15 protein-coding genes and 1 tRNA gene are annotated in these 13,700 nt (G+C 36.6%); 10 read left to right on the top strand and 6 right to left on the bottom strand.

Translation table 11 applies throughout. From position 1 onward, the window contains the following. Nucleotides 1-26 precede the first annotated feature (26 nt). Complete coding sequence (locus CEF18_RS13365) at nucleotides 27-878, bottom strand: MurR/RpiR family transcriptional regulator (RefSeq protein ID WP_110936939.1); 852 nt, start codon at nucleotides 876-878, stop codon at nucleotides 27-29. A 214-nt stretch (nucleotides 879-1,092) separates the two neighbouring features. Here CEF18_RS13365 and gnd point away from each other — a divergent pair, with 214 nt between their 5' ends. The 5 genes from gnd to CEF18_RS13340 all read left to right on the top strand — a co-directional run bounded on the left by gnd (nucleotide 1,093) and on the right by CEF18_RS13340 (nucleotide 5,609). Then, on the top strand, nucleotides 1,093-1,989 hold the full coding sequence (gnd, locus tag CEF18_RS13360; protein WP_110936938.1) for a phosphogluconate dehydrogenase (NAD(+)-dependent, decarboxylating): 897 nt from the start codon (nucleotides 1,093-1,095) through the stop codon (nucleotides 1,987-1,989). Between the two features lie 105 nt (nucleotides 1,990-2,094). After that, on the top strand, nucleotides 2,095-3,189 hold the full coding sequence (locus CEF18_RS13355; RefSeq protein ID WP_110936937.1) for a TRAP transporter substrate-binding protein: 1,095 nt from the start codon (nucleotides 2,095-2,097) through the stop codon (nucleotides 3,187-3,189). A gap of 120 nt (nucleotides 3,190-3,309) precedes the next feature. Beyond that, on the top strand, nucleotides 3,310-3,879 hold the full coding sequence (locus tag CEF18_RS13350; RefSeq protein WP_110936936.1) for a TRAP transporter small permease: 570 nt from the start codon (nucleotides 3,310-3,312) through the stop codon (nucleotides 3,877-3,879). 16 nt (nucleotides 3,880-3,895) lie between these two features. Next, complete coding sequence (locus tag CEF18_RS13345) at nucleotides 3,896-5,170, top strand: TRAP transporter large permease (protein ID WP_110936935.1); 1,275 nt, start codon at nucleotides 3,896-3,898, stop codon at nucleotides 5,168-5,170. A gap of 181 nt (nucleotides 5,171-5,351) precedes the next feature. After that, nucleotides 5,352-5,609, top strand: coding sequence for an HPr family phosphocarrier protein (locus CEF18_RS13340; RefSeq protein WP_110936934.1), 258 nt, complete (start codon nucleotides 5,352-5,354; stop codon nucleotides 5,607-5,609). Between the two features lie 198 nt (nucleotides 5,610-5,807). On the opposite strand, the gene CEF18_RS13335 is transcribed toward CEF18_RS13340, so the two are convergent. Genes CEF18_RS13335 through CEF18_RS13325 form a run of 3 tightly spaced genes read right to left on the bottom strand, consistent with a single transcriptional unit; the run spans nucleotide 5,808 to nucleotide 7,735 of the window. Continuing rightward, complete coding sequence (locus CEF18_RS13335; RefSeq protein WP_110936933.1) at nucleotides 5,808-6,509, bottom strand: hypothetical protein; 702 nt, start codon at nucleotides 6,507-6,509, stop codon at nucleotides 5,808-5,810. A gap of 1 nt (nucleotide 6,510) precedes the next feature. Continuing rightward, nucleotides 6,511-7,368, bottom strand: a complete 858-nt coding sequence (locus CEF18_RS13330; protein ID WP_110936932.1) for an ABC transporter ATP-binding protein — start codon at nucleotides 7,366-7,368, stop codon at nucleotides 6,511-6,513. After that, nucleotides 7,358-7,735, bottom strand: a complete 378-nt coding sequence (locus tag CEF18_RS13325) for a GntR family transcriptional regulator (protein ID WP_110936931.1) — start codon at nucleotides 7,733-7,735, stop codon at nucleotides 7,358-7,360. Before CEF18_RS13325 ends, CEF18_RS13330 begins: the two co-directional genes overlap by 11 nt. A 196-nt stretch (nucleotides 7,736-7,931) precedes the next feature. Here CEF18_RS13325 and CEF18_RS13320 point away from each other — a divergent pair, with 196 nt between their 5' ends. Next, complete coding sequence (locus CEF18_RS13320; RefSeq protein WP_110936930.1) at nucleotides 7,932-8,270, top strand: hypothetical protein; 339 nt, start codon at nucleotides 7,932-7,934, stop codon at nucleotides 8,268-8,270. An 83-nt stretch (nucleotides 8,271-8,353) separates the two neighbouring features. On the opposite strand, the gene CEF18_RS13315 is transcribed toward CEF18_RS13320, so the two are convergent. Both CEF18_RS13315 and CEF18_RS13310 read right to left on the bottom strand, forming a co-directional pair. Further along, entirely contained in the window at nucleotides 8,354-9,283 is a 930-nt protein-coding gene (locus CEF18_RS13315; protein WP_223292301.1) for a CAP domain-containing protein, read from the bottom strand. A 235-nt stretch (nucleotides 9,284-9,518) separates the two neighbouring features. Next, nucleotides 9,519-10,397, bottom strand: a complete 879-nt coding sequence (locus CEF18_RS13310) for an SDR family oxidoreductase (RefSeq protein ID WP_110936929.1) — start codon at nucleotides 10,395-10,397, stop codon at nucleotides 9,519-9,521. Nucleotides 10,398-10,570: 173 nt separating this feature from the next. On the opposite strand from CEF18_RS13310, the gene CEF18_RS13305 reads away from it, so the two are divergent. The 4 genes from CEF18_RS13305 (at nucleotide 10,571) to CEF18_RS13290 (ending at nucleotide 13,565) form a co-directional block, all read left to right on the top strand. After that, a tRNA-Gly gene (locus CEF18_RS13305) sits at nucleotides 10,571-10,644 on the top strand. Between the two features lie 127 nt (nucleotides 10,645-10,771). Then, the gene (queG, locus tag CEF18_RS13300; RefSeq protein WP_407690399.1) at nucleotides 10,772-11,932 is read left to right on the top strand and encodes a tRNA epoxyqueuosine(34) reductase QueG; all 1,161 of its coding nucleotides are present in this window, start codon (nucleotides 10,772-10,774) and stop codon (nucleotides 11,930-11,932) included. Between the two features lie 49 nt (nucleotides 11,933-11,981). Further along, entirely contained in the window at nucleotides 11,982-12,512 is a 531-nt protein-coding gene (locus CEF18_RS13295; protein ID WP_110936927.1) for a methylated-DNA--[protein]-cysteine S-methyltransferase, read from the top strand. Nucleotides 12,513-12,638: 126 nt separating this feature from the next. Further along, entirely contained in the window at nucleotides 12,639-13,565 is a 927-nt protein-coding gene (locus CEF18_RS13290; protein WP_223292300.1) for an amidase domain-containing protein, read from the top strand. The last annotated feature ends 135 nt before the right edge of the window (nucleotides 13,566-13,700 follow it).

Here is a 13,700-nt window from a genome sequence, read left to right as displayed (position 1 = left end):
TTTACCTCCTTTTAAGAGACGATCGTTTATATTCTTTTATATGAGATGGCATTTCTCATTTTCTTAATAGACTGTTGCATGAGTTCTTTTCTACCTATACTAACATTGACATACAAAGCATCGATAATACTTAATTGAGCAAGGCGGGAAGACAAAGCTTCAGACCGATACTCTGTTTCCTGGGAGACAGTATATAGAGGAACATCTACTCCATCACTTAAAGGGGATTTGGCAAGTGTAGTGATGCCGATTGTAGTAGCATTTTGTTCCTTTGCCACTTCAAGTGCTTGCAATATGTCTCGATTTTTCCCGGAGTGAGAAATTAGGACAACTACATCGTTCTCATCTAGCTGAGAAGCTGACATTACTTGAAAATGAGAGTCACTATAAGCAACAGTAGGAATTCCTGTACGCATAAACTTATGATGGGCATCAATGGCAATGACTCCGGATCCACCACTTCCGTAAAACTCTATACGATTAGCCATTAAAACAATATCGACTGCTTTTTTGAATTCTATGCTATCAAGGACAGACCATGTTTCTTCTAATGTACGGATATTAGATTTAAAAACTTTTTCTGCAACGAGACTTTCATCATCACCTTTTTGAATGGTTTCATGAATATCTGTCATTCCTGTGACAACCTCTGAAGCTAATGCAATTTTCATTGCCTGATACCCTTTAAAGCCAATTCGCTTGCAAAAACGAAATACAGTTGCTTCAGCAACACCGTTGATTTCAGCTATCTGACTAATAGTAGAATGAATTATTTTTTCAGGGTTTTCTAAAATATAATCAGCAATTTTCTTTTCTTTGACTCGAAAATCAGAGTAGGAAGCTTTAATACGATGTTTGCAAAAACCATTTTCAGTCATAAATGCACTCCTTATTAAAGTAAATAGACTAATTAATAGGACCATATGAATAAGTCTTCTTAGAAATCTCCTCTAAACCAGTATAAATGAAAACGCGTAAATAAAAAATATTTTTTTATTTAAAAAGGTTGTAAAAGAAATTTTTTATCTTATAATAGAGATACGAAGAAATAATATTTCGTTATTGAAAATTATCAGAGAAAGGGGTAATACGATGAAGATAGGTATGATTGGTCTTGGAAAAATGGGCTACAACTTGGCACAAAATTTACTTGATCATAAACATGAGGTAGTTGCCAATGATGTAAACCGAGAGTCAGTAAAAGGATTGAGTAAATATGGTGCAATCCCTGCATATTCGGTAGAAGAAGTTGTAAACCAGTTAGAGAAGCCGAGAACAATTTGGCTAATGGTTCCTGCGGGGGAGATTACAGAAAGTTTAGTAGAACAACTGTCCCATTTATTAGATGAAGATGATGTCATTATAGATGGAGGAAATTCCAATTACAAAGATTCATTGCGAAGAGCAGAGTTGTTAAGTGAAAAGGGCGTCCATTTAGTAGATGTTGGCACAAGTGGAGGTGTCGATGGAGCTAGGGAAGGTGCTTGTATGATGGTTGGCGGACCAAATGAAGTGATTCAAAGAGTGGAAAGTATATTTGTTGATACAACAATTGAGAATGGTTACCTACATAGTGGAGAAGTGGGTAGCGGTCACTTTTTAAAGATGATTCATAATGGTATTGAATATGGCATGATGCAGGCGATTGCTGAAGGGTTCGATATTTTAGATAAAAGTCCATTTGCTTACGACTACGAGAAAGTTGCGAAAGTATGGAACAATGGATCTGTGGTTCGTTCTTGGTTAATGGAACTGACTGAAAGTGCATTTTCAAAGGACCCGAAGCTTGATGAAATTAAAGGCATTATGAATTCATCAGGTGAAGGTAAATGGACTGTAGAAACAGCGTTAGACTTTCAAGTGCCAGCGCCTGTTATTGCTTTATCGTTGATGATGCGCAACCGTTCATTAGAAGACGATACGTTCACAGGCAAAGTTGTAGCCGCACTTCGAAATGAATTCGGTGGTCATGAGGTAGTTAAGAAGTAATTAGGCAATGATTCAAAGTTATTAGCTTGTAAAAATGGTAAGAGTAAATAAGAAGGGGAAGAAAGTATAACTACTTTCTTTTATCTATACTTAGGAGGAATAAGCATGAGTAAAAAGTTTGAAATGTTTTTTGTTTCAATGGTAATGATGTTTTTATTAGCGGCATGTGGCGGTAATAATGAGGAATCTCCTGAAGCGAATAATAATGATACGGAAGTAAAAGAGGAGAATGCAGAAGCTAATGGTGCAAATGAAGAAGCGGCAGCGGATGCAGAATTCACGATCCGTGCTGGTATTGGCTTAAACAACGAACACCCACAATACAAAGGATTAGAAAAGTTTAAAGAAATCGTGGAAGAAGAAACTGATGGTGCAATTCATGTAGAAACATATCACAGTGGGCAACTTGGTGATGACCGGACGATGATGGAAGCGCTTCAACTTGGTTCACAAGAAGTAACGGTTCCTTCTACAGCTCCAATTGCTAACTTTGTTTCGGATTTCTCAATCTTCGACTTTCCGTTCTTATTCCCAAATAGTGAAGTTGCAGATGAAGTATTAGACGGGGAAGTTGGTCAAAAGTTCTTAGATAAGCTTGATGATCAAAACCTAAAAGGTTTGGCTTACTGGGAAAATGGTTTCAGAGATTTAACGAACAGTGAAAAGGAAGTAGCTTCCGTGGATGATTTTGAAGGATTAACAATTCGTACAATGGAAAATGATCTTCATTTAGATGCTTTCCGTGCAATGGGGGCAAATCCAACACCTATGGCATTTACAGAGTTGTTCACTGCACTTCAGCAGGGAACAGTTGATGGTCAAGAAAATCCATTTGCTACAATTTATTTAGAAGGTTTTTATGAAGTACAAGATTATGTATCTGATACACACCATATTTACAGTCCATTTGTATTCTTAATGAGTAAATCTTTCTATGATACTCTTCCTGAAGATTACCAAGAAGTTGTTGATAATGCTGCTCTTGAAGCCGGGAAATATCAACGAGAGTTGAACCGTGAAGCAAATGATGAGTATTTAGATAGTTTAGTTGAGGAAGGTATGACTTTTACTGAAATTTCAGATGAAGCTCGTGAAGAAATGCGTTTGGCTATTGAGCCGGTTGTTGAAGAATATGCAGCAGAACTTGATCAGGATTTAGTCAATGAAGTATATCAAGCAATCGAGGATGCACAGAAATAATTGTTGTAGGGAGGCTTGTTAAATCAAGCCTCTCCTTGAAAAAAAGCAAAACTGATTTTATGCTTTTTTTCAAGGAGAGGAAATGAAGCATTAGAAAATGAAATTGGAAGAGGGGATATTATGAAGGTTTTACGTTGGATAGACGATCATTTAGAAGAAGTGTTGTTAATTATTTTTTCAGTAACAATGGTAGTAGCTATTGCTTTGCAAGTATTTATGCGTCATGTTATGAATTCTTCTCTGTCGTGGTCTGAAGAGCTTGCAAGATATTGTTTTATCTGGCTAGTTTATATTGGTATCAGTTACGGAGTGAAAAAACAACGTCATATTAAAGTGGATGTGATGTTAGTTTTATTAAAAGATAAAGCTAAAATTGTATTGAATATTGTTTCAAATATTATCTTTCTAGGTTTTGCTATCTTTGTTGTTATTTATGGTTACGATATTTCGAAACAGTTGCTTGGCTTTGGTCAAACGTCACCGGCACTTCATATTCCTATGGGCATAGTCTATCTGGCAACTCCTGTTGGAATGGGTTTGACTGCTATTCGAATTATTCAACAACTGATAAAACAATTCAAGGCGTTACTGGGAAATGAAGAGTTCCAGGTGAAAACGGAACAAGAGGTTATTCTTGAAAATAAAGAGATTCAGGATCAAATAGAGGCTACTGAAAATAAAAAAGACTAGTTAGGAGGTACATATAATGACTGCAGCAGTGTTGTTTGGAAGTTTTGCGCTATTTTTGTTACTGAGTGTCCCAATTGGAATTTCGCTAGGTATAGCTACATTAGTCACGATTATTTATTCAGGGTCGTTACCACTTGAGTTTTTAGCACAAGGCCTTGTAACATCAGTTGATTCTTTTCCCCTGATGGCGGTGCCATTTTTTATTCTTGCGGGGGAGATTATGGCAAAAGGAGGAATTTCCGATCGCTTATTTAAGGTGGCGAATAAAATTGTTGGAAATAGAACAGGTGGATTTGCGATAGCAACAATTGTTACTTGTATGTTTTTCGCCGCAGTGTCAGGTTCTGCTCCAGCAACGGTAGCCGCAGTTGGTGGTATTATGATTCCAGCAATGGTAAAGATGGGATATGATAAACGGTTTGCCACGGCAACAGTTGCAGCAGCAGGGTCACTAGGTGTAATCATCCCTCCAAGTATCCCCATGGTTATTTACGGGGTTGTTGGTACTGGAGCGACGATCGGTGATATGTTTATTGCAGGTATCATTCCTGGTATTTGTGTTGCCTTAGGATTAATGGTATATGCTTACTTTTACTCTAAAAAGATGGGATATAAAGGCACGGAAGAAAAGTTTTCTTTTAAGGGATTACTTGCGGCAGCTTGGGATGCGAAATGGGCTTTATTGGTGCCGTTAATTATTCTTGGTGGTATATATGGGGGGATTTTCACTCCAACCGAGGCATCAGTTATAGCTGTTGTTTACGGGCTAATTGCAGGTACTGTTTTATATGGCGAATTAAAAATCAAAGAATTACCAAAGATAATTAGTGATGCAGCTTTAACGACTGCAACAATATTAATTATTGTTGGAACTGCTACTGCATTCGGTAGACTGCTAACGGTAGAACAAATTCCAAATCAGGTAGCTGAAGCAATGCTCTCTATTTCCGATAATTCGATCGTAATCATTTTACTTATCACACTGTTACTCTTAGTGGTTGGTTGCTTTATGGATACGTTAGCAGCAATTATTATCTTAACGCCAATTTTATTGCCAATTGCAGTGAATATTGGATATGATCCTGTACATTTCGGGATAATTATGATTGTAAATTTAGCAATTGGCTTCATTACTCCTCCGCTCGGAGTAAATTTGTTTGTTTCATCCGGAATTTCAGGATTATCGATTGAGGCAATATCAAAAGCCATCATTCCATTTTTTATTGCGATGCTCGTTACGTTGATTGTGATTATTTTTATACCTCAATTATCATTGATGCTTTTAGGTTAGTTCAAGTAATTGCTCAACGTTTACTTTTAATTAAAAGGCTCTGTTATCGTCCAATTTTAATATACGGCAAGCACATCGGGAAAATCACACTGATTGGTCTCAGTTGACTTTTTTTCAGCGGGAGTTCCGTGTATTTTTTGGGATTGTAAGAACGGTAAATAGCGGAAAGGTGGGGTTACTATTGGAAGAAAGTAAAAAAAGAATTACTGTTCATATTGATGAAACACAAACAATCATCGAGTTAACTGGAAAGCTGCAACAGTTCAATTCGGATATTTATTTACAAAAAGTTATGCGGGGAAATGTATTAGAAGCAAATGTGAAAAGCTTTCTTGGTCTTGTAACATTACACCTAGAAAATGGGGACAGTATTTCTGTTCGCGCAGTAGGGGAAGATTGTGAGGAAGCATTAGAAGCAGTCGTAGACTTTTTAACGTGACAACGCAAAAGGAAGAAAAACAAAAGCAAGTTCGCCTATTAGGAAAAATGTTTCCTAATAGGCATTTTTCGATATTTGCGGAGGGCTGACCAGGTCTTTTTATTCAGCGGTTATAAAATTATTAGTATTTAGAGATTGATCTCTAGGCTGCTGCTTTCCGCGGGACAATGCTACTGCAATGCAGTTTTGCTAACCTAACTATTTAACATTCACTGTCGTGATTTTCCTTAATAATAAAAAGGATAGACAAAATAATATTAGAGAAATAGCAAACAGTTGGAAGAAGAATAAAAGATTTATGTCTGAGAACAAGTTAATAAAGAAGTCAAAAATCCATCCTTTCGCAATCCCAACAAGTAAGGCAATAACAATAATTCCTGTTACACTTCCTCCGCCGGCTAATCCATATTTATAAAATAGTAAACTGATAATAAACATGAATACAGAGAGAAAAAACAAAATGCTTGAGTCGATGATCACTCGATTTAACCATGTATCTTCGAGAAGAGATGCAGGATGGATGAATTCAAAGGTGTGGATACTGGTGATTTCAGTGAATTTTAACGTAAGTGATTGAATAATACTTGCAAAAATAGCTTTTGCAATCGATAATCCTAAAAAGAACAAGCCGAGACTAATAAAAATATTTTTTCTAGTAGCTCCCAGTTTCAAAGAAAAAGGAATACTTTGCTTTACGGTTAGGAACCCCAAGATCCCCATATAAATATAGATGGCAAAAGGGAATCCAAAGTAAAACCCTCCATCTTCTACGCTTAGCAAAAAGTAAGCGAATGTAAGAGAGATCACTAAGATGCTTAATAAAATAGTCCAAAAAGTTATCAGTGAGTATCGTAAATCAGTGATGAAAAAATATAACAATCCTTTAATTTGTCTTCCCATATTAGGCACCTCTCTTTCCATCAGTTAAATAAATCATTAGTTCTTGAATTGGTACACCTTCAGCAGTAAAACCTTGTTTTTTAGCCTCTTCTATACTCCCGTAAATATAGGCAGTCATCGTTCCGGCAAGACGTTTTTTTCCAATTACCTCTTTGTCTTTGATATATAGTTCTACCTCTTCGGTATTACCGGAAACAGCGCAAGTACTGTCTCTAAGGGTATCCGCGTTTTCTTGTAAAACAAGGGAACCTTCTTGTAAAATAAGTACCTCTTCAAATAGTAAACTTACTTCATCAATAAGGTGGGTAGAGAATATAATAGTTCTTTTTTCAGTTTGATATTCTTCTAGAAGTATTTCATAAAATTTCTGACGTGAAGGGGCGTCCAGACCAATATATGGTTCATCAAAGATAGTAATTGGTGCTTTGCTTGCTAAACCGACAATAATTCCAAGAGATGATTCCATTCCTTTTGAGAGACTTTTAATTTTTGCGTTTAGATTAAGGTTGTATTCATTAATAAGGTCATCAGCTAGTTTATGATCCCAGGTAGGATAAAAATAAGAAAAGATTTTGAGCACATTTTTCACTTTCAAATCCTTCTTAAAATTGTCTCCTTCTTTCATTAAACAAATTGATTCTGTTAGCTCCTGATTATCAAATGGATTCTTACCATTAATTAAAATCTTCCCTTCACTGGCTAAAATATTTCCGGACAATATATCCATGAAAGTAGTTTTTCCTGCACCATTTCTACCTAGAAGACCGTAAATTTTTGGTTCTTCTAGCGTAAAGGAAACATTATTTAAGGCATGTTGCTTCTTGTATTTCTTGGATAAGTTTTTAACTTCAATTCTCATCTTCAATCCCCTCCATTTTTACCATTTCAATTAAATCCATGTTACTGATTCCTAGTTTGGTTGCTTCTTTTTTTAATGGATCCATGTAGTTCTTGTAAAATATTTTTTTTCGCTTATTAATCAGAATTTCTTTTGCATTGTCGGTTACAAACATTCCAACACCCCTTTGTTTAATTAGGATATTTTCCATGACTAATTCATTTATTCCTTTTGCAGCAGTAGCTGGATTTATTTTGTAATAGGCTGCAAACTCATTTGTAGAGGGGATTCTTTCTGCTGTTTTAATTGTTTCATTTATAATAGAATCTTCAATTTGTTCTTTAATTTGAAGAAATATTGGCTTATTTTCATCTAATGAACTTTTCATTCATGCAACCTCCTTAATCGGTTAATTACCTATGTAACTAACTATACAACCAACGAAGATATAATGCAATATATTAAGTTATTTTTATCAGAGAATTACCACCCATTTTTTCGATTAGGTGTTTTATCAAGTGAATATGTAACTTTCAGTTACTGTGTCAATTTGTTAAACTAATCCTTTAAGGAAGGTGATTATTGTGAGTGTAATTTTATATGATTTATTTTTAGTTATGATGGGTATTGTACTCGGTGTATTTATTAGTGATCCTCTCAAAAATATAGTTACTGGTAAATACAAGGAAGATGCACGTCAAAAGAAACGGGTTAAGCTTTTAATACATATTCGTGAAAATAATACAAAGACGTATCCAACAACAACTGAACTGGCAGAAAAGGTTTTTGCAAATAAAATGGACGTAGCAGCGGTTTATAAGCTTTTAAAAGAAATTGAAGGAATTGGTTTGATTAAGAGTGTGGGGAATGGAGAACAGGAAATAGAAGATACTAAATGGAAATATGAAAAGAAACATATGTAAAGAAACGATGTACTAAAAAAGTAGGATTTCAAAAATTAAAAAGGGGATGTGGCATTTACTCGCCACATCCCTCTCGCTGTAATTTATTTACTGATAAACATTTGTGTCCAGTGATTGCCGTTTGGATCATAACCGACACCGATGTGTGTGTATGTTCCATTTAATATATTTTCTCTATGCCCCGGACTATCCATCCATGCTTGCACGACTTCTTGAGGTGACCGTTGTCCTTGAGCGATATTTTCTCCCGCGGAACTATAATTAATATCAAAATCCCTCATCATATCAAAAGGAGATCCGTAGGTAGGACTAGTATGGGAAAAGTAATTATTTTGCTGCATATCCGTTGACTTTGCTCTGGCAACATTGCTTAAAGCGTCATCAGCTTGTAGATCGGAAAGTCCATTTTCTCTTCGTTGCTGATTGGTTAAATCGATAACTTGTTGCTCTTCTTGTTGAGTGCCTTCAGTACCACCTTGTGTAGTATCAGGCTGTTGTACTTGTTCAGGTTGCTGAGGCTGTTGACTAGGCTGCCCTTGATCTGGTTGTTGAGGTTGTTCCTGTTCAGGTTGACCTTGATCTGGTTGTTGAGGTTGTTCAGGTTCAGGCCGGGCTTGCTCGGGAGCTGGTTGCTCTTGACCTGGAGAAGGTTGTTGAATATTTAGATCTGGTAATCCTTCTTCAGGCAAAAACTCGTTAAGATTAGGTATTCCTTCTAGAGGGAAATTACTGTGATACAACGCTTCTGGATGGGACTGATTCTCATCAACTTCAAAATCAAATTGTGCTTCTTGCACTTGAAACGATTTCGTGTGCGGAAATTCAGAACTTGACATTTCTGTTTTAATACTTGAAAGGTTGTCATCCTCTTTGGTTTGAAGACCATTTTTCATGTGTTGACCTTGTAAGCTTTGTCTTTGACCTTCAAAAGCGTTGTTCATGTTATTGTCATTGCAAGCAACCGTGATTAAAATGAAACACAGTGATAATAATAGTAATATTTTTTTCTTCATTTTATGATCCTCCTCGTTTTATCTCCTCTATAGCTTTTCTTATTTAAAAGAAAATATAGATGGAAAATAACGAGAAAAAACATTAAAACTTTAGTCTGTTTTTACTTAGAATTGCCTATGCGACCACTTTTTTTTGACAAACCACTTCGTAGGCCTTCAGTAGTTGCTTTTACAGCTGAAGTCGCCGTATTTCGTTTCTTCAAGTTTCTTTTCTAAAACTAGACTTCATTGATTCTTAACCATTTACAATTTTTCCGCCATTTACATGCAGCACTTGTCCTGAAACGTAAGATGAATCATCAGATGCTAAATACACATAGGATGGGGCGAGTTCAGCGGGCTGTCCTGGTCGTCCCATTGGAGTATCTGTCCCGAACTTAGCAACGCTGCTTGCAGGAAATGATGCAGGGATGAGCGGTGTCCAAATTGGCCCGGGAGCAACCCCGTTTACTCTAATTCCTTTTGAGACAAGATTTTCAGATAAAGATCTTGTTAATGCAACTAAAGCGCCTTTTGTAGCGGCATAATCCATTAATACAGGCATACCTTGATAAGCCACGATAGAAACAGTGTTCACGATATTGCTTCCCGGCTTAAGGTGGGGTCTTGCTGCTTTAATTAAATGAAATGCAGAGAAAATGTTTGTTTTAAAGGTACGCTCCAATTGCTCAAATGATATATCTTCAATCTTCTCTTGGTAATGCTGCTCGGCAGCGTTATTTATTAAAGAATCCAATTGACCATACTCGTCGATAGTTTTACTTACTGCTTCAAAGCAAAACTTCTCTTCACCGACATCACCAGGAATGAGCTTGCAAGGAGATCCGTAGCTTTCCACAATAGCTTTTGTTTTTTCTGCGTCATCATTTTCATCTAAATACACGATCGCTAATTTGGCACCTTCTTTTGCAAAAGCTATTGCTACAGCTCGTCCAACCCCACTATCTCCTCCTGTTAATAACACAACTTTATCTTTTAACTTTCCTGAACCTTTGTAGTCAGGATCATCATACACGGGCTCTGGATTCATTTCATTTTCTATTCCAGGCTGTCGCTGTTGTATTTGTGCTGGCTGTCCTTCTTTTTGTAAGTCCTTAATGCGTGAGTATTTCACGTAAAACACCTCTTCCAGTTATTTTCTAGATTTTCATAAAATTAATTCCACAATTTATATATAACCATTTTCGCGGAATTGATAACATCTTTAATTATTATTGACATTTTCTAAGCAGAGTAGTAAAATAGATATCAGGTTATTAGAAGAATCAGTTGAAAGAAGTTAATACTGCGGGTGTAGTTTAGTGGTAAAACCTCAGCCTTCCAAGCTGATGATGTGAGTTCGATTCTCATCACCCGCTCCAATTTTATTTATAAAAATTAAAATATATGTTAATCATGAGAAGTAGTGTTTCTACTATAGAAACGCTGCTTTTTCGCTTTGTAAAGATATTATAGATACTAAATAGAAAAAAAGGGGGGAATACCGTGATGAATGCCCAGTTAAAGAATGAACTAATTGCATATAGTAAGCATGTAGGGATTGACAAAATTGGGTTTACTTCCGCGGACCCTTTTGTAACACTCAAGTCCCGCTTAAAACAACAGCAAGAATTAGGGTATCAATCAGGATTTGAAAAAGGCTCGCTTAAAGAGCGAACAGAACCTCAAATGCTTCTACCTGAGGCATCAACAATTATTTCTATTGCGTTAGCTTACCCTTCAAAAATGAAAAATGCACCTAAATCAAAACGGGGGGACAGAAGGGGAATATTTTGCAGGGCCTCGTGGGGAGAAGATTATCATCATGTATTAAGGAGAAAATTAAATCTTCTTGTCGAGTTTATTGAAAAAAAAGTGCCTGGCTCTAAGTCAACCGCAATGGTTGATACCGGAGAACTTTCCGATAGAGCTGTCGCTGAAAGAGCGGGTATTGGCTGGAGCGCTAAAAACTGTGCGATCATTACACCAGAGTTTGGATCCTATGTATACTTGGGTGAGATGATTACTACAGTTGATATACCAGAAGATCAACCTTTGCTTGACCAATGTGGTTCTTGTAATAAATGCGTAGATGCTTGCCCAACTGATGCACTCATTCAGGGAGGACAATTAGATTCGAATAAATGTATTGCCTTTTTAACGCAAACGAAAGGGATGCTCCCGGAAAGATACAGAAAAAAGATTGGCAATCGTTTGTATGGATGTGATACATGTCAAGTAGTTTGTCCAAAGAATAAAGGCAAGGATGCGCACAATCATCCCGAGATGGAGCCAGATCCTGAGACTGTAAAACCTACATTAATTCCTTTACTTACGATTAGTAACAGAGAATTTAAGGAGAAATACGGCAAAATGTCAGGATCATGGCGAGGGAAGAAACCTATTCAACGTAATGCAATTATCGCCCTCGGATTCTTTAAAGAAAAAGAAGCGTTAGAAACACTGTATACATTATTACTTGAGGATCCAAGACCAGTAATTCGAGGAACATCTGCGTGGGCTATCAGTCAAATTACTTCTAGTAATGAAGCTGAGACAAAGCTTAAAGAAGCGAAAAAGAAAGAAAATGACTTAGAAGCAGAGGCTGAGATAGATAAAGCGCTTAAATCACAGGATAAGGAGCGGGGTCCTCTTCGAACAGAACGATGAAGTTCAGTAAGATAAACTTTAGTAGACTGAACTTAAGGAGGAGCAATTGATGGCGAAACTTCCGTATTATTACGCTGAAATGGATAGTCCAATTGGCATTTTAACTGTGGTTCAATCGAGCAAAGGGGTTTGCTTCATTGAATTCGGTTCAGCAAGTGACACAAGTACTTCTATCAATATGAAATTAAGAAAATTACAGATCAATGCAACACTACTAAACGAGAGCCCCCCCTTGAAAATGGTTGAGGAACAACTTTGCGCTTATTTTAATGGCGAACTTAAAGATTTTCGTTTACCCCTTGATTTAATCGGTACGAGATTTCAAAAGTTAGTGTGGGAAAAAGTGGCTAGTATTCCTTATGGTGTCACTAAATCCTATAAGCAAATTGCTACAGAAATAGGTTCCCCAAAAGCTGTAAGAGCCATAGGAGGAGCTAATAATAGAAATCCAGTTCCTATTATCATTCCTTGTCATCGTGTAATCGGTACAAATGGTTCTATGGTTGGTTACGGTGGTGGTTTGGATAAAAAGGAAATTCTGTTAAGGCTTGAAGGATCATTTGAGCGAATTTCTTCTTAACACACCCATCTTATAAATAGAATACTAGCCCTCCTCCAAAACTTTTGGAGGATTTTTCTTTTTTTTAGGGTGATCCCCACTGTCTCTTGAATATGTATAGAACGAGTGACAAGGAGGGGAACAATTTTGAAAAAGACAATAGAAGTGTTGGAACAGTATTGGAAAAATTGTCTCGTTTGTTTTGTTGGGGAGGAAGATCATTTAAATGGGAATTCATTCATTCGTGAAGAGGATGCAGATGCATGTAAAAGGAAATTAAAAGAACAAAAGACACGTCAGTGTACAACAATGAAAAATAGTGTTGATGTCGAAGTACTTAACCATGAACATTTGGGCGAACGAGTTGTATTTGATTATTTAATGAAAATAACATATTTTCATTTTCATAAGAAAAAAGCATACTTGGAAGAAATAAATCAGTATCGCAGAGGTGTTATTGATGGAGAGGAAATGGTCGATGATTACCTGGTGTATCCAGATGGCTATTCGGACAATGAAGAGATTGACTCATATAAAAAACTAGATTTAATCACTGATCAGCGAAATAATGAAAGATTTGAATATGAAAGACTTGCTGCTACAAGATATGCGGAGAGATGGTGGGATGATTATAATCCTGAGTACAATTCCTTTGATGTTGATTGTACAAATTATATATCGCAGTGTCTTCGTGCAGGTGGAGCACCGATGAAAGGGATACCAAACCGAGGCGAAGGCTGGTGGAATACGAATGAGAATTGGAGCTTCAGTTGGGCAGTCGCCCATTCTTTTCGATGGTATTTAAGTGGATCTAATAGCGGATTACAAGCAAGAGAAGTATCTTCAGCGGAAGAATTAATGAGAGGAGACGTTATTTGTTATGATTTTAACGGTGACGGACGCTGGCAACACACTACAATTGTAGTTGACAAAGATGCGAATCGAATGCCCCTTGTTAATGCCCATACAACGAATAGTCGTATGAGATATTGGGCATATGAAGACTCTACAGCTTGGACACCTAAAATAAACTACAAATTTTTTCAAATTGTAGAGCAATCAAATCTGAAGTGAAGAGTTTCTAATTATGGCCCTCTTTAATAAGAGATTATGATATAGTGAAAATATATTTTTTAGGCTTTTCCATAACGCTTTTGAGTATGTCTAAATTTGTCCAAAGAAAGATACGGTGTTTCTATGCGAATGCGA

The sequence above is a fragment of the Salipaludibacillus neizhouensis genome (genome assembly GCF_002886185.1).
GTDB classification, from domain to species: Bacteria; Bacillota; Bacilli; order Bacillales; family Salisediminibacteriaceae; genus Salipaludibacillus; species Salipaludibacillus neizhouensis.
Note: the sequence above shows the minus strand (reverse complement) of the source record. Positions and strands in the feature narration are given on the sequence as shown.